At 70.5% G+C, this 20,640-nt stretch carries 14 protein-coding genes and 2 pseudogenes; 7 read left to right on the top strand and 9 right to left on the bottom strand.

Annotation, left to right across the window (positions count from 1 at the left end):
• Positions 1-114 precede the first annotated feature (114 nt).
• The 3 genes from EAH86_RS00080 to EAH86_RS00070 all read left to right on the top strand — a co-directional run bounded on the left by EAH86_RS00080 (position 115) and on the right by EAH86_RS00070 (position 4,312).
• Positions 115-1,179, top strand: coding sequence for a BTAD domain-containing putative transcriptional regulator (locus tag EAH86_RS00080; protein WP_140736611.1), 1,065 nt, complete (start codon positions 115-117; stop codon positions 1,177-1,179).
• Positions 1,145-2,221, top strand: coding sequence for a hypothetical protein (locus tag EAH86_RS00075; protein WP_140736610.1), 1,077 nt, complete (start codon positions 1,145-1,147; stop codon positions 2,219-2,221). The genes EAH86_RS00080 and EAH86_RS00075 overlap by 35 nt, the downstream gene beginning before the upstream one ends.
• Before the next feature lie 69 nt (positions 2,222-2,290).
• Positions 2,291-4,312 carry a WD40 repeat domain-containing protein gene (locus EAH86_RS00070; RefSeq protein WP_140736609.1) on the top strand — a complete coding sequence of 674 codons (2,022 nt, stop codon included), beginning with the start codon at positions 2,291-2,293 and terminating at the stop codon, positions 4,310-4,312.
• A gap of 19 nt (positions 4,313-4,331) precedes the next feature.
• Here EAH86_RS00070 and EAH86_RS00065 read toward each other — a convergent pair whose 3' ends face one another.
• The 4 genes from EAH86_RS00065 to EAH86_RS00050 all read right to left on the bottom strand — a co-directional run bounded on the left by EAH86_RS00065 (position 4,332) and on the right by EAH86_RS00050 (position 10,146).
• Positions 4,332-5,306, bottom strand: a complete 975-nt coding sequence (locus EAH86_RS00065; RefSeq protein ID WP_140736608.1) for a MazG family protein — start codon at positions 5,304-5,306, stop codon at positions 4,332-4,334.
• A 7-nt stretch (positions 5,307-5,313) separates the two neighbouring features.
• On the bottom strand, positions 5,314-5,856 hold the full coding sequence (locus EAH86_RS00060; protein WP_140736607.1) for a hypothetical protein: 543 nt from the start codon (positions 5,854-5,856) through the stop codon (positions 5,314-5,316).
• 55 nt (positions 5,857-5,911) lie between these two features.
• Positions 5,912-9,499: a transcription-repair coupling factor gene (gene mfd / locus EAH86_RS00055; RefSeq protein WP_140736606.1), complete on the bottom strand. Its 3,588-nt coding sequence runs from the start codon at positions 9,497-9,499 to the stop codon at positions 5,912-5,914.
• A 239-nt stretch (positions 9,500-9,738) separates the two neighbouring features.
• The gene (locus EAH86_RS00050; protein ID WP_140736605.1) at positions 9,739-10,146 is read right to left on the bottom strand and encodes a hypothetical protein; all 408 of its coding nucleotides are present in this window, start codon (positions 10,144-10,146) and stop codon (positions 9,739-9,741) included.
• A gap of 323 nt (positions 10,147-10,469) precedes the next feature.
• Here EAH86_RS00050 and EAH86_RS00045 point away from each other — a divergent pair, with 323 nt between their 5' ends.
• Entirely contained in the window at positions 10,470-10,757 is a 288-nt protein-coding gene (locus EAH86_RS00045; RefSeq protein ID WP_161988527.1) for a PqqD family protein, read from the top strand.
• Here the strand turns inward: EAH86_RS00045 and EAH86_RS00040 are convergent.
• Positions 10,729-11,925, bottom strand: a complete 1,197-nt coding sequence (locus tag EAH86_RS00040; RefSeq protein ID WP_140736603.1) for a nucleotidyltransferase family protein — start codon at positions 11,923-11,925, stop codon at positions 10,729-10,731. The genes EAH86_RS00045 and EAH86_RS00040 overlap by 29 nt on opposite strands.
• A 281-nt stretch (positions 11,926-12,206) precedes the next feature.
• Between EAH86_RS00040 and EAH86_RS20585 the strand changes: the two genes are divergently transcribed.
• Together EAH86_RS20585 and wecC are read left to right on the top strand one after the other, a co-directional pair.
• Positions 12,207-14,150, top strand: coding sequence for a WecB/TagA/CpsF family glycosyltransferase (locus EAH86_RS20585; RefSeq protein ID WP_206665688.1), 1,944 nt, complete (start codon positions 12,207-12,209; stop codon positions 14,148-14,150).
• On the top strand, positions 14,147-15,403 hold the full coding sequence (gene wecC, locus EAH86_RS00030) for a UDP-N-acetyl-D-mannosamine dehydrogenase (RefSeq protein ID WP_140736602.1): 1,257 nt from the start codon (positions 14,147-14,149) through the stop codon (positions 15,401-15,403). Before EAH86_RS20585 ends, wecC begins: the two co-directional genes overlap by 4 nt.
• 10 nt (positions 15,404-15,413) lie before the next feature.
• Here the strand turns inward: wecC and EAH86_RS00025 are convergent, their stop codons facing one another.
• The gene (locus EAH86_RS00025; protein ID WP_140736601.1) at positions 15,414-16,721 is read right to left on the bottom strand and encodes a right-handed parallel beta-helix repeat-containing protein; all 1,308 of its coding nucleotides are present in this window, start codon (positions 16,719-16,721) and stop codon (positions 15,414-15,416) included.
• Between the two features lie 196 nt (positions 16,722-16,917).
• Positions 16,918-18,060, bottom strand: a complete 1,143-nt coding sequence (gene wecB, locus EAH86_RS00020; RefSeq protein ID WP_194150719.1) for a non-hydrolyzing UDP-N-acetylglucosamine 2-epimerase — start codon at positions 18,058-18,060, stop codon at positions 16,918-16,920.
• 185 nt (positions 18,061-18,245) lie between these two features.
• Between wecB and EAH86_RS00015 the strand changes: the two genes are divergently transcribed.
• Entirely contained in the window at positions 18,246-19,448 is a 1,203-nt protein-coding gene (locus EAH86_RS00015; RefSeq protein ID WP_140736600.1) for a hypothetical protein, read from the top strand.
• A gap of 19 nt (positions 19,449-19,467) precedes the next feature.
• Here the strand turns inward: EAH86_RS00015 and EAH86_RS00010 are convergent.
• Both EAH86_RS00010 and EAH86_RS00005 read right to left on the bottom strand, forming a co-directional pair.
• Positions 19,468-19,779 (bottom strand): annotated as a pseudogene (locus tag EAH86_RS00010) (integrase core domain-containing protein); the annotation flags it as partial.
• Positions 19,772-20,638 (bottom strand): annotated as a pseudogene (locus EAH86_RS00005) (IS481 family transposase); the annotation flags it as partial. The pseudogenes EAH86_RS00005 and EAH86_RS00010, both read right to left, overlap by 8 nt.
• Positions 20,639-20,640: the final 2 nt, after the last annotated feature.

The raw sequence follows: 20,640 nt of genomic DNA, 5'->3' as shown, positions 1-20,640 counted from the left end.
GCTGCAATCCTCGGGGAGCCTTGTGGGACAACCGGTTCCAGCCGCCTGCGTGACTGGTGTCAGGTCGGTGTCAGAGCCGTTGACGCGAGTCCCGCCAAGGGTCACTGTCGAGGCATGCGCATCGCGCTGCTTGGATCCCTGCAAGTCAACGACGGTCAGACGACTCTCGGTCCCCGCGACCGCGTCATCCTGCAGGCGCTCGCGTCCCGACCGGGGACCGAGCTGAGCCCGGAGACGCTTGCAGAAGCCCTCTGGGCCGAACACCTGCCGGAGACGTGGCTGAAGGTCGTCCAGGGCTGCATCGTCAGGCTGGGCAAGGCGCTGGGGCCCGACTCCATCCAGACCTCCCCCAGTGGCTACCGGTTGGTCGTGCACCAGGACGAGGTCGACCATCTGCACTTCGAGCACCTGCTGGCGCGGGCTCGCGAGCTGCTGGCGAACGGCGAGCCCGAGCGCGCCCTCTACGTCATCGGACAGGCCCTGGAACTGTGGCGGGGGGAACCGCTCGTCGAGCTGGTGGACTGGGCTCCGGGGCGCGTCGAGTCTGAGCGCCTGGTCGAGCTGTGGCGGGATGCCGAGGACCTCCACGCCGAGGCTTCGCTGCGGGCGGGCCGCTACCAGGACGTCCTCGGCGACGCCTTGCGCATGGTGGCCGAGCAACCCACGCGGGAGCGACGCTGGGGCCTGCTGGCGCTCGCGCAGTATCAGGCCGGCCGGCAGGGCGATGCACTCCAGACCCTGCACCGCGCCAAGACGACCCTGGTCAACGAGCTCGGCCTCGACCCGGGCCCGGAGGTCTCCGAGCTGGAGCAGGCCATCCTGCGGCAGGACCCCTCACTCGCTGCCCAGACCGTGCTGCCGCCGACGAGCACACAGTGCCCGTACCTCGGGCTGGTCGGATACGACGTCGATGACGCACCCGCGTTCTTCGGACGGCAGACCGACATCTCGGCCTGCCTGAGGCGCCTGGACGAGGACGGCGTCCTCGCGGTCTTGGGACCGTCCGGCTGCGGCAAGTCGTCGCTCGCCCGAGCGGGGGTGGCAGCGGCGCTCGAACGGGACGGTCGTCGGGTCAGGGTCTTCTCGCCCGGCCACCACCCCACCGACACTGGCCGCCACGAACCCCCGGGCCACCGACGTGCTGGTGGTCGACCAGTGCGAGGAGGCCCTCGCCCTTGATCCAGACTCCGCCGAGCGCGCGGAGTTCTTCGACCAGCTGGTCGCCTTCAGGGCCCGTGGCCGCGGCGTCCTGGTCATCGCCCTCCGGGCGGATCGACTCGGAGAACTGTCCACGCACCCGGAGTTCGCGCGCCTCGTCGAGCGCGGCCTGTACCTGCTCGGCGCGATGACCGAGCCGGACCTGCGGCGGGCGATCGAGGGACCCGCAGCACAGGCCGGACTGCGGCTCGAGCCCGGCCTGGTCGACCTGCTGGTCCGCGAGGTCGAGGGCGAACCGGCAGCCCTGCCGCTGCTGTCCCACGTGCTGCGCCAGACCTGGAAGCGACGCGAGGGGCAGACGCTGACCGTCGCCGGTTACGCGGCCACGGGCGGGATCCGCGAAGCGATCTCTCAGTCGGCCGAAAGCGTCTTCCGCGACCTTACCGCCGACCAGCAGGCGATCCTGCGCGACCTCATGCTGCGGCTCGTCGCGCCCGACGACGTCGGCGAACCTGTCCGACAGCGCGTGCCTCGCCGCTCAGTGGCCAGCGACGAGGGTCACAGCTTGCTCATCGAGCGGCTCGTGACTGCCCGCCTGATCAGCACCGACGGCGAGACTGTGGAGATCGCCCACGAGGCCTTGGCAATGGCGTGGCCACGGCTGCGGTCCTGGCTGGACGACGACGTCGACGGGCTGCGGATCATGCGCCACCTGTCGGTCTCGGCGACGAGCTGGGATGACCTGGGTCGCCCGGACAGCGAGCTTTACCGCGGTGTCCGGATGGCGCGCGCAGTCGAGTGGCGCGACCGATCGAACCCGTCCCTCCCACCGGCGGAGCAGGAGTTCCTTGTCGCCTCGGCCGACCTCGCCGCGGTCGAACAACGGGCCACCGAGGAGCAGGTCCGAACAGAGCGCCGCTCCAACCAGCGCCTCCGTTGCGGGTTGGCCGCGGTCGCGGTCCTGCTGGCTGTGTCTACCGTTGCTGGGGCCCTCGCCAAGAGCGCAGCCGACCGAGCCGACCAGCAGGCCCTGGCGGCCGACGGCCGACGCCTCGGCGCCTAAGCCCTTCGGTCCGAGGCCCTCGACCGGTCCCTGCTGCTCGCCGCGGCCGGCGTCACGCTGGACGACTCGGTGGACACCCGCAACAACCTGCTCGCCACTCTGGGCCGCGCACCTTCGCTGGTCGCCAATGCGCGCAGCGCCGGGAGGATCGTGAGCCTTGCGGTCAACCCGGCCACAGGTCAGGTGGCGGCTGCCGCCGCCGTCGGTGCGGGTCTCGAGCTGTACGACGGCCGGACCTTGCGTCGGGTGTCCCTCCCGGAAAGGCTCCCCGCCGGCGCGATCCTAGCCAGCCCCGACGGCCAGCGCTACGCGATGTCCGTCGCGAACGACCAAGTGGAACACGGGGTCGAGCCACCTGTCCTGCTGCTGGACCCGACCGGAGCCAGGTCCGCGGTCCAGCTGGGCGGCTTCCCGGCTCGGCACTTCGTCTTCGACAACATCGGGTTCGGCCCGATCAACTGCCACAACATGCAGTTCAGTCCCAACGGTCGCTGGCTCGCGGTCGCCATGTGGCCGCTCGACAGCAACGGATCGAACGTGACCGTTGTCTGGGACCTCCTATCTCCTCGCCGACCGGTAGCGATGCTGCCCCTGGGTACGGTCCGGTCCCCCACGGTGAGCTCGGACGGTCGCACGCTGTACACGGTCACTGACGACGACAACGACGACTCGGTCGTCCGGGTCACGGACCTCCCTAGCGGAAAGACGCGTCGGATCCTTCACGGCAAGGACCTCAGCGTGCGTCAGCTCGAGAACGTCTTGGTGCTGAGTCCGGATGGGCGGACACTGGCTCTCGGCGCCGGGGTCGAAGCCGTGCTGGTGGACGCCACGACCCTGAAGCCGCGGACCTATTTGTCGGGTCAGGGCCGAACCTCTGGCCTCGCCTTCGCGCCGGACGGCACCCGCTTGGCCGCGAGCGGGGACCGCCTGACCGTGTGGGACATCACAGGGACGAAGCCCGTCGAGATCCTCGCGCAGGACGGCCCGCCCGACGACCCCGGCTTCAGCGCCGACGGGAACACCCTGTACACCCGCACCTACGCGGGTCTGATCCAGGAGTGGGATCTCGCCGGCGACCGCCGGTTCATCTCCTCCAAGCCAGGTGATCGCCTGGGCTGGGCTGAGACGGGGAGCAGGATCTCTCCTGATGGCACGAAGATTGGATACGTCGCACTCACCCCGATGTTCCGGGTCCGGGACGTGGCGACCGGAAAGCTCGGGCCGGTCGTGGCTCCCGCCATGGCGCAGGGGCGCTACCTCGACATCGCCTGGCACCCCGACAGCACCACGCTCAACATCACCTCTGGGGACCCGTCCGTGCGCACCTGGGACACCACCACCGGCAGGCAGCTCGCCGAGCACCGTCTAGGTCCGCCAGCCAGCGAAGGCGCTGCGATCGCCTTCTTCACGCTCGACGGCAAGTATCTGCTCGTCGGCACCACCGAGGGGCGGCTGGAGGTCCTCGACGCCCGCACCCTGGTCCCGGCTCGCGCGCCTCCAGGTGTTCACCAAGAAGGAGGGCGAGCCGAGCCCGCACGAGATAGGGCTGTTCGCCCCCAGCGGCGACCTCCACACGGCGTACCTGCCCGAGGTCATCGTGGACTACGTCGCCGGAACCGTCCGATCATGGCCGAAGCTCGGATTTCCCATCGCGGGTGTGGTCCCCTCCCCCGACGGGAAGCGGTCCTGGTCGACACCGGCGCCACCGGGGTCGGTCTCCTCGACGCGACGACGATGAGGTGGATCTCCCGGCCCAACGCGACTCAGGCGGGGCTGGTGGGGTGGACGAGTCAGTTCAGCGATGACGGAGCGCTCGTCGCCAGTGTCAACGAGAACCGGCTGAGTCAGTGGGACGGACGGACCGGCACCTACCTCGGAACGGTGACCGTGGACTACGAGGGAGCGCCCGCGTTCTCGAAGGACGACACGCGGCTCGTGTTCGCGGGCCAGACCGGGTCGGTCCTCACCTGGAACCTCGATCACCGAGCCTGGGTCGCGGCAGCCTGCCGCTTGGCCGGCCGCGCCCTCACGGAGCAGGAGTGGCACAACTACCTGCCGGACCGCCCGTTCGTCCCAGTTTGCGGGTCCTGACCGAAGTCGCGTTTGAGCCTCAGCCGAAATCTCCCAGGGCCCTACGCAGCAACGCATCTGCCGACTCGCCCTGCTGACGTGCCCGCGCCACGAGCGCGAGCAGCTGCGACCCGAGATCGCCATCCTCGGCCGTCACGGAGCCGAGGTCTCCCCCCGTGCGCTCCCAGCGGGCCAGCGCCTTCTCGGCGGCGAGCAGGCTCGGCAACGACCTGGGTATGCCGTGCAGCAGGCCCTGGTGGCCGTCCTCGCCGCCGCCGTGCGGCGGCTTCTGCGCGCGCTCGGCGGCCTTGATCTGCTCCCAGGCGCGCTCCACGTCGGCGGGGGTGGAGGCGTCGCCGTCGGCGAAGACGTGGGGGTGCCGGCGGACCAGCTTCTCGATGATGGCGCCGGCCACGTCGTCGACGTCGAACGGCTCGCTGGCGTGCTCCTGGGCCACCCGGGCCTGGAAGACGACCTGGAGCAGAACGTCGCCGAGCTCCTCGCGGATGTGGTCACGGTCGCCGGACTCGATCGCCTCGGCGGCTTCGTGGGTCTCCTCGATGAGGTACTTCACCAGCGACTCGTGGGTCTGCTCGGCGTCCCACGGGCAGCCACCCGGCGACCGGAGCCGGTCCATCACGGCAACGAGGTCGAGCAGCCGCGACCCTGGGACGTCCCAGGACGCCACGAGGACCTCCACCTCGGGGGGCGAGCCGAGCCGCGAGACCTCCGAGGCGATCGCGTCGGTCAGCCCGGGGTCGCCGTCGGCCGACGACACCCAGACGACCTCGCCCTCGGCGGCCCGGTCCATCAGGTTCCGCGCCAGCTCGGGTGCGGCTACGTCACCGAGGTGAGCCACCGGCATACCCGCCTCGGACACGGCGTCGGCAAGCGGTTCGGTGTCGTCGCGCGCGAGGATCGCGTCGGCGGCGTCCAGAGCCTGCCACGCGGCGTGGGTGAACAGGCCCGGTGCGATGCGCGGGCTGCCGACCAGCAGGGTCAGCCGACCCGTCACCTGGGGCTCAGCCCTGAGGGGTGGGAGCGGCCGGGGCCTCGGTCGGAGCCGGCTGCTCCTTGATCCAGTTGGGGGTGCCCGGCCCGACGCTCCAGTTCTTGCGGTCGAGGCGGCCGTAGCGAGGGTTCAGCGTGATGTCGGCCTTCTCGAGCTCGGTCAGCACCTGGCCCTGCTCGGCCTGGCTCAGCACCGACGGGTTCTGCGGGTTGAAGGCGTCGCTCGTGCGGACGATGTCGATGGCCGCGGCATTGAGCTTGTCCGTCTTGAGCGCCGCCACGACCTGGCTGTCGGACAGGCCCTTGCCGGCACTGTCGGCCACGCGCTGGGTGAAGCGCGCGCGCAGGAGCAGGGTCAGGGCCGTGGCGTTGTCGAGGTTGGCGCCGGGCGCGGCGGTGTTGAGCTGGCTGACCGCCTCCTGGAGCTCCTGCGAGCTGATGTGCTCGTCGTTCACGACCAGGGCGGTGTCGGCGGTCGCGCAGCCGGACACGGCCAGGACGCCCACCACGACTGCCGTCACGATCGACCCACGCAGCGCACTCAATGCCTTCACGGACAACATCCTTCTCTTGGTCCTGCCTTCAGGTACTGGGGGTCATCGCCTGACGTCACTGCGCGGCCTGACCGGTGCCGACCCGAGCCGCGTCGGCGACGCTGCCGAGCAGCACGCCTCGGATGAGGTCACTGGCCCACTGCAAGACTGCCGTGTCGCGCAGCGGTTGGCCACCCACCCGAGCCGTCATGGGCTTCGGCACGAGAATGGTATGCACCGCGTCCTTGACGAGCGACTTCGGGTAGAGCCGCTGCAGCCGCAGCTGGGCGGACTCCGGGAGTTCGACGGGGCCGAACCGGACGTAGTTGCCCTGCACCGAGATGTCCGCGACCCCCGCCTGGCGGCCCACCGTGCGCAAGCGGGCGACCTCCATCAGGTTGCGGACCGTCTCGGGGAGCGGGCCGTAGCGGTCGATCAGCTCGGCCTCGATGTCGGCGAGCACCTGCTCGTCGAGGACGCTGGCGAGCTTCTTGTAGGCCTCCAGGCGCAGCCGCTCTCCCGGCACGTACTCGTGCGGGAGGTGGGCGTCGACGGGCAGCTCGATCTTGATCTCGCCCGGTGCGGTCTCGCCGTCGCCCCGGAAGTCAGCGACCGCCTCACCGACGAGCCGGACGTAGAGGTCGAAGCCGACGCCCGCTATGTGCCCGGACTGCTCGCCACCCAGCAGGTTGCCGGCGCCGCGGATCTCGAGGTCCTTCATGGCGATCTGGATGCCGCTGCCGAGGTCGGTGTGGCTGGCCATCGTCTGCAGCCGGTCGTGGGCGGTCTCGGTCATCGGCTTCTCGGGCGGGTAGAGGAAGTAGCAGTAGGCCCGCTCCCGACCTCGCCCGACCCGGCCACGCAGCTGGTGCAGCTGGGAGAGCCCGAGGACGTCGGACCGCTCGACGATCAGGGTGTTGGCGTTGGAGATGTCCAGGCCGGTCTCGACGATCGTGGTGCAGACGAGCACGTCGAACTTCTTGTCCCAGAAGTCGAGGACGACCTGTTCCAGCTTGTGCTCGCCCATCTTGCCGTGGGCGGTGGCCACCCGGGCCTCGGGCACGAGCTCGCGCACCCGGCTCGCGGCGCGCTCGATGGTGGACACCTTGTTGTGGACCAGGAAAACCTGTCCCTCACGCAACAGCTCGCGTCGGATCGCGGCAACGATCTGCTTCTCGTCGTAGGCACCGACGTAGGTGAGGACCGGGTGCCGCTCCTCGGGCGGCGTTGCGAGAGTGGACATCTCGCGTATGCCGGTCACGGCCATCTCGAGCGTGCGCGGGATGGGGGTGGCCGACATGGCGAGGACATCGACAGCAGTCCGCAACGTCTTGAGCTGTTCCTTGTGCTCGACGCCGAACCGCTGCTCCTCGTCGATCACGACGAGTCCGAGGTCCTTGTACTGGATCGTGCCGCTCAGCAGCCGATGGGTGCCGATGACGAGGTCGACGCTGCCGTCGGCGAGTCCGGCGAGGGTCTCGCGGGCCTCCTTGTCGCTCTGGAACCGGGACAGCGGACGGACCACGACCGGGAACTGCTGGTAGCGCTCGGTGAAGGTCTGCAGGTGCTGCTGGACGAGCAGGGTGGTGGGGACGAGCACCGCGACCTGCTTGCCGTCCTGGATCGCCTTGAACGCGGCACGCACGGCGATCTCGGTCTTGCCGTAGCCGACGTCACCGCAGATGAGCCGGTCCATGGGCACGGTGCGCTCCATGTCGGCCTTGACCTCGTCGATGGAGCTGAGCTGGTCGGGGGTCTCGACGTAGGAAAAGGCGTCCTCGAGCTCGCGCTGCCACGGGGTGTCCGGCGCGAAGGCGTGGCCGGCCGTGGCCATCCGGGCGGAGTAGAGCTGGATCAGCTCGGCCGCGATCTGCTTGACGTACTTGCGCGCCCGGCCCTTGGTCTTGGCCCAGTCGCTGCCGCCCATCTTGTTGAGCGTGGGCAGCTCGCCACCGACGTAGCGGGTGACCTGGTCGAGCTGGTCAGTCGGCACGAAGAGCCGGTCCCCCGGTTGGCCGCGCTTGCCGGGGGCGTACTCGATGAGGAGGTACTCACGTGTCGCAGCGCCAATGGTGCGCTGGACCATCTCGACGAACTTGCCGACGCCGTGCTGCTCGTGGACCACGAAGTCGCCGGGCTTGAGCTGGAGCGGGTCGACCTGGTTGCGCCGCCGCGAGGGCATCTTGCGCATGTCCTTGGTGGAGCCGCCCTGACCCGGCGTGCCGGTGAGATCGGTCTCGGTGATGAACGCGAACTTGCTTGCAGGAGAGAGAAAACCGCTGCCGACACTGCCTGTCGTCAGGTGCACCACGCCGTCACTCAGGTCGCTCAGGTCTGCGTCGAGCCGGGCGGCCACCGACTCGTCGGCCAGCACCTCGGCGACACGGCGAGCCAGACCCGGACCCTCGGTGACCACCACGACCCGCCACCCGTCGGCGACCCAGCGCTGCAGGTCTGCCACGGCATCGGGCGTGCTGCCCCGGTAGCGCGGCGCCTCCTCCAGACCGGTGTTGACGACGACCGAGTCGCCCTCGGCGAGCTCCTCGTCGGCGACGAACGGGCCGAGGTCCCACCACGGCATACCGGCGGCACCCGCGTGGGCGCGCAGGTCGGCAAGGCTCCAGAACGACGCAGTCCCGAGGATGCCCTGGAGGTCGATCGGCACGGTGTTGCCGACCGCAGCGTTGGCCCAGCCGGCCTCGAGGAACTCCTGGCTGGTGGCCACGAGGTCGTGGGCCCGAGTGCGCACGCGCTCGGGGTCGCACAGGACCACCGCGGTGCCGTCGCGCAGGGTGTCGAGCACGCTCTCCATGCCGTCGACGAGGGCCGGCGCCAGCGACTCCATGCCCTCGACCGCGATGCCCTCGGCGAGCTTGGCCAGCAGGTCGACCGCGCCGGGCAGCTGGTCCATCAGCGCGGCCGCTCGGGCTCGCACGGAGTCGGTCAGCAGCACCTCGCGGCAGGGCGGGGCCCACAGTCCGTGCTCGGCCACCTCGAGGCTGCGCTGGTCGGCGACCTTGAACCAGCGGATCTCCTCGACCGTGTCGCCCCAGAACTCCACCCGGACCGGGTGGTCCTCGGTCGGCGGGAAGACGTCGAGGATGCCACCGCGCACGGCGAACTCCCCGCGGCGCTCCACCAGGTCCGTGCGGGTGTAGGCCGCGGCGGCGAGGTCCTCGACGACCTGCTCGAGGGGCGCGTCGTCCCCGGCCTTGAGCGCCACCGGAGCGAGGTCACCCAGGCCCTGCGACACCGGCTGGAGCACGGCACGCACCGGGGCCACGACCACGTCGAGCGGACCGTAGGTCGGGTCGGAGGGATCGGGGTGCTTGAGCCGGCGCAGCACGGCCAGCCGCTTGCCGACCGTGTCGCTGCGAGGGCTGAGCCGCTCGTGGGGCAGCGTCTCCCAGGCCGGGAAGTCGGCCACCCGGTCGCGGTCGAGGAAGCAGCCGAGTGCCGCGACGAGGTCCTCTGCCTCACGGGTCGTCGCCGTCACCGCCAGGATCGGTCGGCCGCTGTCGCGCGCCAACGCGGCGATCAGGGCGGGCCTGGCGCCGGCCGTGACCGCGAGGTCGGCGGCCGGCTCACCGGTACGGGCGACCGCAAGGGCCCGACCGACGGCTGGGTCGGCGCCGAGCAGGTCGAGCAGCGGGGCGAGGGTCATGACAGGGCTCCTGAAGGCAACACACTGTGTCTCTTGACAGCGCAAAACCCCCAACAGCTAGTGCTGGTGGGGTGGTGCTGCCACTCTAACCTTCGCGGCTGACAGTCCCGAGCGGCCGGCGGCCGGCAGCCCCGCTCCGCTCACCCAGACGCGTATGCCGGGTGGTGCCCACCCGCCATACGTCGATTGGCGCGGGGCCGGCGCGCCACCACCGTCCCCCGAGGGCGGCGCGGGCCCCGCTAGCTCTCGCCGGCGTCGCCCTCAGCCCCGTGCCGCCCTGCGACGGGGGCCTCGGGCTCGGTCACGCGTGACTGGGATCGGCGCAGCTTGGCCGCGACGGTGATGGCGGCGGCACCGGCTGCCGCCGTGGCCAGCCCGATCCCGGCCGCGCCGGCGGTGTTGCTACCGGTGAAGGCCAGCGCCGAGGCCGCTGTTCCTCCTGACCCGGTGGATCCACCGGAGTCGGCAGTGGCACCCCCGCCGTTGGTCCCGCCACCGCTCGAGGGCGGAGGAGCTGACGCGGCTGACGCCGAGTCCATCGAGACCACGGTCACGACGGGGACCAGCCACGCAGCCCCAGCCAGTCCGGCCGCCCCTCTGAGCGCCGTGCGACGGCTGAGCAGCCCTGCCTCGTCACTGTGTGTCATGTTCGTGCGTCCTTCCCTGCGGTGTCCCTGCGACGACATCCCTCGTATGTCACGACCATGTCAGTTCACGACACTGCTGGTTCACGACTGTGCAACTTGACGATTCTGCGACCGGCTCGGCCCTGCCTGTTCCTGGTCCTCACGGAGGCTCCCACTTGCCGGCCGTTGTGCGACTGGAAAGGCGACCCGGAGCTCTTCCTCTACGTTGGGCAACACCAGAATCCTATTTCCGGCCGTTGGTTGAGCCGAGCGACATTCGCATGACCCGGCACTACGTCATCGGGCGTAGGACAACGGACGCCGGGCTGCCCTACCGTCGGCCCATGGACCTCGAGACGGTGTTGGTGCTCGCCCCCGCCGTGAGCATGCTGCCGCTCGGTGCGGACCTGTCCGTCTTCAACGCGGAGTCCGGCGCCACCCTGGCGCTGAACCGGACCGCCGCGGACATCCTGGCCCTGGTCGACGGCGCCACGTCGCTCGCGCAGATCTCGACGGTCGTGGCGAGCGCCTACGAGCAGCCGGTTCCCGACGTCGAGACGGTCGTGGGCGAGGTCGCCGAGACCCTGCTGCGCCACGGCGCTGTCACCGTCGGCGCTCGCGCACCCGCCTGACGAACTCGGACCGCCCCGCTGCTCCCCCGACCGGACGTCGGGCCGACGTGGGGGAGGTCGGGTCGGCGCGCTGTGCAGGTGACAGGTCACCGCCGGATCCGGCCGACCGGGTGAGCGCGCCCGCCGTCCGAGACAGGGACTTCCACCCGAGCGCAGCGAGGCTCGCAGCCGACGTCTGCCTGCTGGAGCGGGCAACCAGGCGACTCAGCGAACCGCCCGTCGCGGTCCGCTCGGGCGGCGAAACCCAGGTGACGGCTCCGTCGACCAACGACCACGGGTGCCACGAGCCATCCTGGTACGACTGCGATCTCGCGTCGCCCGTGACTCGCCTCAGTCGGCCGAGCATGAGGTCCAGCGCAGGTCGGGCGCCCCACTCGTCAGCCACGCGCCCCAGCACGGCGGCATCCGGCGCGGTGGCGGTGATGGCCGCCCGCAGGTCGGTCAGCCACACGAGTCGGTGCCCGCCGGACGCCGCGGCGTGGACGGCGAGGTGGACCACGGCATCAGCGTCACCCAGGCCGCGGACGGCCACCGGACCGGCATCGAACTCGACCGACCGGCCATGGAGGACCCCGAAGGCAGGCGAGCGGTCGATGGACATCGGCGACGGCCCGAGCGACCAGTGCAGGTCCAGCGCGCCCCCAGAGGGAGTCCGCAGGACCAGCTCGTGGACATCGGCATCGAGCAGGAACGGCCAGTTGGCGTCGAGCAGGGTGAAGCCCGCACCCTCCAACGCGTCGAGCGCGCCACCGAGGTCCTCGGGAGCCACCACGACGTCGAGGTCGACGTAGGAGCGAAGGCTCGGCTCGGCATACCAGCGGGTCACGGCCGGCCCCTTGACGACGAGGAACCGGACCGCTGCCGCGGTGAGCGCCCCGTGGGCCAGCCCCAGGTCGACGAGGGCACGTTGGTGCCGGCCGAGGACGGCGTGCACTGCCACGTCCACCCCGTCCAGCACCACTCCGGACGTCAGGGCTCGCTGGCGCACCCACCCCTCGACGCCGTGGATCTGGGCAGCCGTCAGCAGACCTTCCGGGACGCCCTGCCCGGGCGACCAGCTCCCTCGGCGCGAGCCCGGCGCGACGGCATCCACGAGCCACGCGGCGGTCCGGCGGTCCAGCCGTCGCGGCAGGGTCGCCCAGCTGTCGCCGTCCGGGGTGCCGACCATGGTGGAACGGTAGTCGGAACCCCACTCCGTGCTCGCGACTACCGCGAAAGACGTAGTCGACTTCCACCGTGCGCATGAGATTGCGCTCATGCGGATGGGGCCTGCCCTGACCACCGGGGGTTCCTACCCTCGATAGCAACACGGCGTTGTGCCACAACCGTGTTCGCGAGCGTGAGTAACAGTGTGGAGGGGCAGTGGGGAAGGCGCGCATGCCAGCAGGAAGGGCATCCGGGGGGGCTCGGAGGTCGGGATCAGAGGACTTCATCGACAGGCTCACCTCCGTGAGCCTGCGTGGGCTCGCCGCGATGTTCGTCGCGCCGGAGCGCAACTTCGTCCAGACGCTTCGCGGGGTTCCGGGACCGCAGGGTCGCTACGGCCGGGTCGAGGGCCGCAACCTGCGGTATGCCGCGATCTCGGCCCTCGGCCTCGCGTGCGTTCCGGCGACGGACCAGACCCGTGTCCTGGACGGCCTGACGGCGCTCGACCTGGCCACCGAGGTGGCTCAGCAGGCCGTGACGGCCACCGACCCGGGCGCCGTCGCGTTGGCTGCGTGGTCGGCCGCTGAGGTCGGCACGACGGGAGACGCAGCGCTCTTCAGCCGGCTGCGCACCTGGCTGGACTCCGGCCGACCGCTGCCGACCGTGGACGTCGCGTGGATGGTCACCGCGGCTGTCGCCGCGCGCGGCCTGGGCGCCGCGGCCGGCGCCGATGGCCTTGCCGACGACGTGGCTGCCGTCGCAGCAGTCGGACGGGCTCGGCTCCTGGAGGCACAGGGACCGACCGGGGTGTTCCCCCATGCGCTTCCCGCCAGCTCGCTCGGGCGGCTGCGCGCCCACGTCGGGTGCTTCGCCGATCAGGTCTACCCGATCCAGGCGCTGGCCCGGCTCGCGGCGGCCGACGGGGACCCCGTGGCGATGGACGCCGCCAACCGTTGCGCTGCAGCGATCTGCGCAGTCCAGGGCAGCGCCGGGCAGTGGTGGTGGCACTACGACGCACGCGACGGCTCGGTCGTCGAGCGGTTCCCGGTCTACAGCGTCCACCAGCACGCCATGGCGCCGATGGCCCTGTTCGACCTGGCCGAGTGCGGTGGTGACGACCACACCGACGAGGTCCTGAAGGGTCTCGACTGGCTGCGAACGCACCCGGAGGTCGGAGCCGAGCTGCTCGATGACGACCTCGGCGTCGTCTGGCGCAAGGTCGGCCGGCGCGAACGCGCCAAGGCTGCGCGCAAGCTCGCGGCCGTCACCACCTCGGTGCGTCGCGGCTGGCACCTGCCCGGTGTCGACCGGGTCATGCCGGCGACCGTCGTCGACCGCGAGTGCCGACCCTACGAGCTCGGCTGGCTGCTCTACGCCTGGCACAGCGCCCCCCGAGCCGACCGCTTGTCCGTGCCCGACCAGGAGGACCACTCGCTTAGATTGGTTCCCGCGCAGCCCCGCCGCACCGAACGCCTCTTCGGGATGCCCGTGGACGCCATGACGCTCACCGAGGTCGTGGGCCGGTGTGACGCGGCCGTTCGCCACCAGCGTCCTGTCCAGATCGGCGTCCTGAACGCCGCCAAGGTGGTGCGGCTGCGCTCCGACGCCCTGCTGCGGAACTCCCTGCTGCAGTGCGAGGTCATGGTCGCCGACGGCCAGTCCGTCGTGTGGGCCAGTCGCCTCCTCGGCCGCCCGCTGCCCGAACGCGTCGCCGGCATCGACCTGTTCGAGGCCCTCCTCGCCCTGGCCGACCGTGACCGCCGCAAGGTCTACCTCCTGGGTGCCCGCCCCGAAGTCGTGGCCGAGGTCGCGCGCGTCGTCGAGCAGCGCTACCCCCGGGCCATGGTGGTCGGCAGCCGGGACGGCTACTTCACCGACGCGCAGGCACCCGAGGTCGCCGAGTCCATCCGACGGTCCGGAGCCGACATGCTCTTCCTCGGGATGGTCTCGCCCAAGAAGGAGATCTTCATCGGGACCTACGGCCAGAGCCTGGACGTGCCGGTCGTGCACGGCGTCGGTGGCTCGTTCGACGTCCTGGCCGGCGTGACCGACCGAGCCCCGCTCGCTTGGCAACGGGCCGGCATGGAGTGGGCCTACCGCCTCAAGCAGGAGCCGCGCCGGCTGGCGCGTCGCTACCTCACCACCAACACGGCCTTCCTGGCCCTCACCATCCAGGAGCGCGTGCGCCCCACCTTGCCGTATGCCGCGGCGCCGACTGCCGAACAAGAGCTCAGGAGCGTGTCATGACCGAGGTGTTCAGCGGCCGAGTCGCCGTGATCGGGCTGGGTTACATCGGCCTGCCGACTGCGGTGGCACTGGCCACCCGCGGCATCGACGTGGTCGGGGTGGACGTCAACCCGGCCACGGTCGAGGCGGTCTCGAGGGGTCAGCTCCCCTTCGTCGAGCCCGACCTCGCGGTGGGGGTCAGCGGCGCCGTCAGCATCGGGCGGCTGACCGCCACGATGGAGACGCCTGAAGCCGACGCCTACATCATCGCCGTGCCCACGCCGTTCAACGACGACCACACCGCCGACGTCTCCTACATCGAGAAGGCGGTGGCCCAGATCGCGCCGCAGCTTCGTGGCGGTGAGATCGTCATCCTCGAGTCGACCTCACCCCCGGGAACGTCGATGGGGATCAGCCGCCAGCTGGCCGAGCTACGACCGGACCTCACCCTCCCCCACGCCTCAGAGGGAATGGCCGACATCTACGTCGCGCACTGCCCGGAGCGGGTCCTCCCGGGCCGCGTCATGATCGAGATGGTCACCAACGACCGCGTGGTCGGAGGGATCACCCGTCGTTGCGCGGAGAAGGCAGCCGCGATCTACCGGGTCTTCGCCCAGGGCGACATCCTGCTCACCGACGCCGCCAGCGCCGAGATGGCCAAGCTGACCGAGAACGCCTACCGGGACGTCAACATCGCGTTCGCCAACGAGCTGTCGCTGATCTGCGAGTCGCTGCACTTGGACGCGTGGGAGGTCATCAAGATGGCCAACCGGCACCCCCGCGTGAACATCCTCAACCCTGGGCCGGGAGTTGGCGGGCACTGCATCGCCGTCGACCCGTGGTTCATCGTCGGCGCCGCTCCCGAGCTCTCCAAGCTGATCCGGACCGCCCGCGAGATCAACGACCACAAGCCGCATCACGTTGCGCAACAGGTGGTTTCGAAGGCATCGCGGTTCCGCGACCCGACCATCGCCTGCCTTGGTCTGGCCTTCAAGGCCAACATCGACGACCTCAGGGAGAGCCCGGCCGTCGACATCGTCGAGGAGATCGCCCGGTCCCTGCCCGACGTGGAGATCCTCGTGGCGGAACCGTTCACCACGGCTCTTCCCCAACGGCTCGCCGTGCTGCCCAACCTGCGGCTGGTCCCGGCGGAGAAGGCCGTGGAGACCTCCGACATCGTCGCGCTGCTCGTCGACCACGACCAGTTCCGCTCGATGAACCGCAGCTGGTTGGCCGGCAAGGTCGTCTACGACACCAGGGGCATCTGGCGCTGAGCGGCCGTCCCTACGTGCAGAGCTGGCCGCTGACCGACGGGTTGGCCGAGTCGATCTTCTGCCCGGTCTCCAGCACGTAGTTGCCGGTGCGGTTCCACCCGTCGGTGGGCTTGCCCCGGGTGTACCAGACCCCCCACTGGCCCACGCAGCCATACCGTGAGGTCGAGAAGACGTTGTTCGTGTAGGAGACCCGCGTGACGCTGTAGCCACCGGCCGGGCTGCTCTCGGACGGCGAGTAGTCCTCGGCATACGTGGCGAAGCCGCCGCCCTGCATGAGGTTGTGGTCGATCACGACATTGTCGACGCTCTTGCGCGAGTTCCACAGCGCGATGGCCGAGTCCTGCCCCGCTGCCACGTCGATCGTGTTGTGCCGGATCACGCCGTTCTTGGCGCCCTCGGTCTGAATGCCGTCGATGTGACCGTTGGCGGCGTTGGTCGTGAACGCGTGCAGCCAGTTGTCCTGGATCGTGAAGTTGTCGCCCGTCCCGTCAGCGCCGGGAGTGTCCGACCACATGAAGATGCCGTCGTTGATGCCCTTGCAGTCGTTCGCGACTGCCCTGAACGACGTGCCCACGTGGAAGATGCACGCGTGGGTGTGGTTGAGCCCGTCCATCGTCGTGTGCTCGATCGTCGCCGAGGCTCCCGCCTCGATGAAGATGACGGCACTACCGCTTGCACCGCCGCCGTCGTTCGTCACCCAGCTGTTGCGAATCGTCACGTTCTTGGCACTGACCACGATGCCTCCGGTGACCTTCCACCCGTCGATGACGGTGTTGTCGGTCTGCACCACCACGGCGGACTTCGCGACGAAGGTCTGCCCAGCCGGGTAGCCGGTGTTGCCGGGGCCCGGCCAGCCGCACGCGGCCAGGGTGGCCCAGACCTTGGCCGTGGCGCAGGCACCCGCAGGAGGGGGCGTGGTGGTCGTGGTCGTGGTGGGCGGGGGCTTCCTCTTCCAGGTTCCGCGTGGCGCGTCAGCCGTCACGGAGGCACCAGCCGCGGCCGCCTTCAGGGCCGGGGCCGCAGAGGTTGCTGAGCGAAGCTGCTGGCGTGCGACCGAGCTGTCCGTCATGGAGGTACTCGCGGCCCCGCTGACCTCGTCGCCGCCACTCGACAGCGGCAGGACGCTGCGGTCGGCAGCCGTCGTCCCCGGGGCCGCGGACGTGCTCGCTGCTGCCACCCGAGCGGGTGGCTGCACGGTGTCCTGGACGACGGGCACAGCGGCCGCAGCGACGACGGCCCCACCGCCCAGCAGGGCCGTGAGCACCACGAGGGCACGAGCCCCGGAGGACAGCGAGATGATGCGGGGGGATGGCGCCATGAAAGGGGACTCCTCGGAGCGAAAGGCGCCTCAGCCGGCACCATTTTCTGCACCCGGCCCTGCCCGGACATGCACTTGCTCCGCGGAACCGTAGCAGCAACTCGGGCAGAAACCGTAGGAATCCCTACGTCAAATGGATGAACGGACCAGGCCGCCTCGGCCGTTCTCCACCGCGTCCTTGCAGGCCAGCGGCCCGTCAGCGGTCCGCGACGAACTCGTCGGGGCGCGCGGCACATCCGAAGAAGCTTTCCATCGCCTGGACGCATCGAACGGCCGCCCGGCCGTCCCCGTACGGGTTGACCGCCTGCGCCATCGCGCCGTATGCCGCAGGGTCGGTGAGCAGCGACGTGACCTCCGCGACGATGCGTTCCTCATCGGTTCCGACCAGCCGGACCGTGCCGGCCGTGACGGCTTCGGGTCGCTCGGTCGTCTCGCGCATCACGAGGACCGGCTTGCCCAGGCTCGGCGCCTCCTCCTGGACTCCCCCACTGTCGGTGAGGACGACCTCGGAGATGCTCATCAGCGACGCGAAGTCCGCGTAGTCCAGCGGCTCGGTCACCAGCACGTTGTCGCGATCCCCGACGATGGGGAGCAGCACCTCGCGCACGGTGGGGTTCAGGTGCGCCGGGAGGACGAAGACCACGTCGGGGAACGCGTCGGCGAGCCGGGCGATGGCCCGTCCGGACTGCCGCATCGGCTCTCCCCACGACTCGCGCCGGTGGGCCGTGATCAGCACGACCCGGCGTCCCCTGAGGTCGGTGAGGTCCGCCCGGGTGAACTCGGCGCCCCGCCCGACGACGTCGAGCAGCGCATCGATGACCGTGTTACCGGTCGTCACGACAGCGGCGGGGTCCACGCCGTCCCGGAGGAGGTTCTCCCGCGAGGTCGAGGTCGGGGCCAGGTGGAGCGCGGCGAGCTGCGTGGTCAGCCGGCGGTTCACCTCCTCGGGAAAGGGGTTGTAGCGGTTGTCGGTCCGCAGCCCTGCCTCGAGGTGGAAGACCGGCACCTGGTGGTAGAACGCACCGAGAGCGGCTGCGAAGCAGGTCGTCGTGTCGCCCTGGACGAGGACGGCGTCGGGCTGCTCCTGCTCGAGCAGCGGCCTCAGGCCCACCAGCGTTCGAGTGGTGATGTCCTCGAGGGTCTGGCGCGGCGAGATGATGTCGAGGTCGTGCGCCGCCTCGATCCCGAACAACGAGTTGACCTGGTCGAGCATCGTCCGGTGCTGACCGGTCAGCACCACCACGGGCGACAGGTGCTCGGACCGCTCGAGGGCGCCCACGACAGGTGCCATCTTGATGGCTTCCGGCCGGGTGCCGTAGACGACCATGATCCGCCGCACGATTGTTCCTCCCGAGGTCCCTTGCCGTCATCGTAGGAGAGCGGGGGCAGCAGGAGAGGGCCATCGCGCCGAGGCTGACCGAATGGCCCGAGATCTGGACAACTGGCTGACCCGCCCGCACCGGGTGTCCTAGCGTTGGTGTGTCGCAGACACGCGCGGGGAGGAGAGCTGTGACGAGTACACCCATGCTGCCGTCGAGCCGGGTACGCCAGATGGAGTCGGCCGCCTGGCGCGTCGAGTCCCGGGTCTCCCAGCTCGTCGACCTCTCGGTCCGCGGACTGGAGCAGATGCGCCTGCCGACAGGGGTCTTCGCCCACACCCTGCGCGGAGTTCCCGGCCCGGACGGGCCGCACACGCTCCTCGAAGGCACCGACCTGCTGTATGACGCGATCGTCGCCCTGGGTGCGCATCGTCTTCCCGAGGACCTCCAGCAGAAGGTCCTCGGCCAGCCGGCAGCACCGTTCGTCACCAGCCTGCTGCCTGCCGCCCTGACCACTGACGACCTCGGCGGCGCGGCCCTCACGGCGTGGGCGCTCGCCGAGGTCGCGGGTGTGGTCTCCGACGAGCTGTTCGCCCGGCTGGGCGCCGCCTTGGCGGTCCCGTCGGCTCCCCTCCTGACGGTCGACGTGGCCTGGATGCTCACGGCCGCCGTCGCGGCCGGTGCCGCGGGTGTCGCCCGGGCCGACGGAGGCGACGAGGGATCGGTCGGCACGGTCAGGACCGCCGCCCGGGCGTGGCTGATGACGAGCCAGGGCGACTCGGGGCTGTTCGCCCGAGCCCCCCATGGAGGCACTCCCGCGTGGCGGGCCCACGTGGGCTGCTTCGCCGACCAGGTCTATCCGGTCCAGGCGCTGGCCAGGCTGCACGCCATGTCAGGAGACCCCGGAGCGCTCGAGGCTGCCGAACGCTGCGCTGCCGCCTTCTGCAGCCAGCAGGGTGCCCACGGCCAGTGGTGGTGGCACTACGACTTCCGGGTGGGCACCGTCGTGGAGCGGTTCCCCGTCTACAGCGTCCACCAGCACGCGATGGCACCCATGGCGCTGTTCGAGCTGGCCGACGCAGGCGGCCGCGACCGGGTCGGTGAGATCGGGCTCGGCCTGGACTGGCTGCGCGCGCACCCCGAGGTCTTCGACGAGCTCGTCGACCCCGGCACCAACGTCGTGTGGCGGAAGGTGGGCCGCCGCGAACCCCCCAAGCTGGCCCGAGGCGTCGGCGCGGTGGCCACCTGGGCCAGGCCAGGCGCTACCGTCCCCGGCCTCGACCGGGTGCTGCCCGCCGTGGTCGTCGACCACGAGTGCCGACCCTACGAGCTCGGGTGGCTCCTCTACGCGTGGCTGGACCCCGCGGAGACCACCACCGGACCTCGCGGAGAGGAGCCGCGGCGGTGACGCCGCGGCATACCGGCTCCTAGTTGTGATGTCCAGCCAGGTTGTCCAATCTGGTGATGGGTGCGGCCTTGCCGATCGCTGAGTGGGGCCGGTGGTRGTTGTACTCGTGAACCCATGGTGGCAGCGCTTGGAGTCGTGCGTCCTCGGAGGGATAGAACTTCTTGAAGGCCCACCCGTCGGCCAGGGTCCGGTGGAATCGCTCGATCTTGCCGTTGGTCTGTGGCCGGTACGGCCGGGTCCGCTTGGGCATGATGCCCAGCTCAGCGCAGGTGTCGGCCCACAGGTAAGACTTGTAGGCGCCGCCGTTGTCGGACAGGACCCGNGTTGTACTCGTGAACCCATGGTGGCAGCGCTTGGAGTCGTGCGTCCTCGGAGGGATAGAACTTCTTGAAGGCCCACCCGTCGGCCAGGGTCCGGTGGAATCGCTCGATCTTGCCGTTGGTCTGTGGCCGGTACGGCCGGGTCCGCTTGGGCATGATGCCCAGCTCAGCGCAGGTGTCGGCCCACAGGTAAGACTTGTAGGCGCCGCCGTTGTCGGACAGGACCCGGCGGACGGTGACGCCGCGGGCGGCGAACCAGGCGACGGCGTTGCGCAGCACGGCTGCGGCGGTCTCCTTCGTCTCGTCGTCGTGGGCTTCGACGTAGGCGACGCGGGAGTGGTCATCGAGCACGGTGTGCAGGTAGCAGGTCCCGATCAGAGGCTTGCTGTGCTTGCTCTTCGGGCCGCCGGTCCGGGCGGCAGTGACGGCGCGGTTCTTCCACCCTTCGGTGCGCCCGACGTAGCGCCAGCCGCCGCCGTCGGGGACCTTGCCGAGCTTCTTGACGTCGACGTGGATCAGGTCGCCGGGCCGTTCGTGTTCGTAGCGGCGGATCCGCTCCCCGGTGACCCGATCMAGGTGGCTGAGCCGGTTCAGCCGGCACCGCACCAACACCGCGTGCACGGTCGAGGCTTGCATCCCCAGCTGGTCGGCGATCGCGACCGGACCCAACCGGTGCCGCAACCGCAACGCCACGATCCGGCGCACCACGGCGGTCGGGGTCCGGCCGGGTTGGTGGTGCGGCGCCGAGGACCGGTCACCCATCCCGGCCACCCCTTCGTCGCGGTACCTGGCCGCCCATTTCGCTGCCGTCTTCCAGGACACGTCATAGCGTTCGGCCGCTCGTGCCGGTGGCCAACCATGGTCAACGATCA

This window comes from Pedococcus bigeumensis, from assembly GCF_006438965.1.
In the GTDB taxonomy this organism is placed as follows: Bacteria; Actinomycetota; Actinomycetes; order Actinomycetales; family Dermatophilaceae; genus Pedococcus; species Pedococcus bigeumensis_A.
This window is presented reverse-complemented; position numbering and strand designations above follow the sequence as displayed.

What these genes read in the sequence shown, in the direction of transcription:
- EAH86_RS00080 (WP_140736611.1), top strand. Translation starts at nt 115, where the DNA reads ATGCGCATCGCGCTGCTTGGATCCCTGCAAGTCAACGACGGTCAGACG.
- mfd (WP_140736606.1), bottom strand. Translation starts at nt 9,499, where the DNA reads ATGACCCTCGCCCCGCTGCTCGACCTGCTCGGCGCCGACCCAGCCGTC.
- EAH86_RS00050 (WP_140736605.1), bottom strand. Translation starts at nt 10,146, where the DNA reads ATGACACACAGTGACGAGGCAGGGCTGCTCAGCCGTCGCACGGCGCTC.
- EAH86_RS00045 (WP_161988527.1), top strand. Translation starts at nt 10,470, where the DNA reads ATGGACCTCGAGACGGTGTTGGTGCTCGCCCCCGCCGTGAGCATGCTG.
- EAH86_RS00040 (WP_140736603.1), bottom strand. Translation starts at nt 11,925, where the DNA reads ATGGTCGGCACCCCGGACGGCGACAGCTGGGCGACCCTGCCGCGACGG.
- wecC (WP_140736602.1), top strand. Translation starts at nt 14,147, where the DNA reads ATGACCGAGGTGTTCAGCGGCCGAGTCGCCGTGATCGGGCTGGGTTAC.
- EAH86_RS00025 (WP_140736601.1), bottom strand. Translation starts at nt 16,721, where the DNA reads ATGGCGCCATCCCCCCGCATCATCTCGCTGTCCTCCGGGGCTCGTGCC.
- EAH86_RS00015 (WP_140736600.1), top strand. Translation starts at nt 18,246, where the DNA reads ATGCTGCCGTCGAGCCGGGTACGCCAGATGGAGTCGGCCGCCTGGCGC.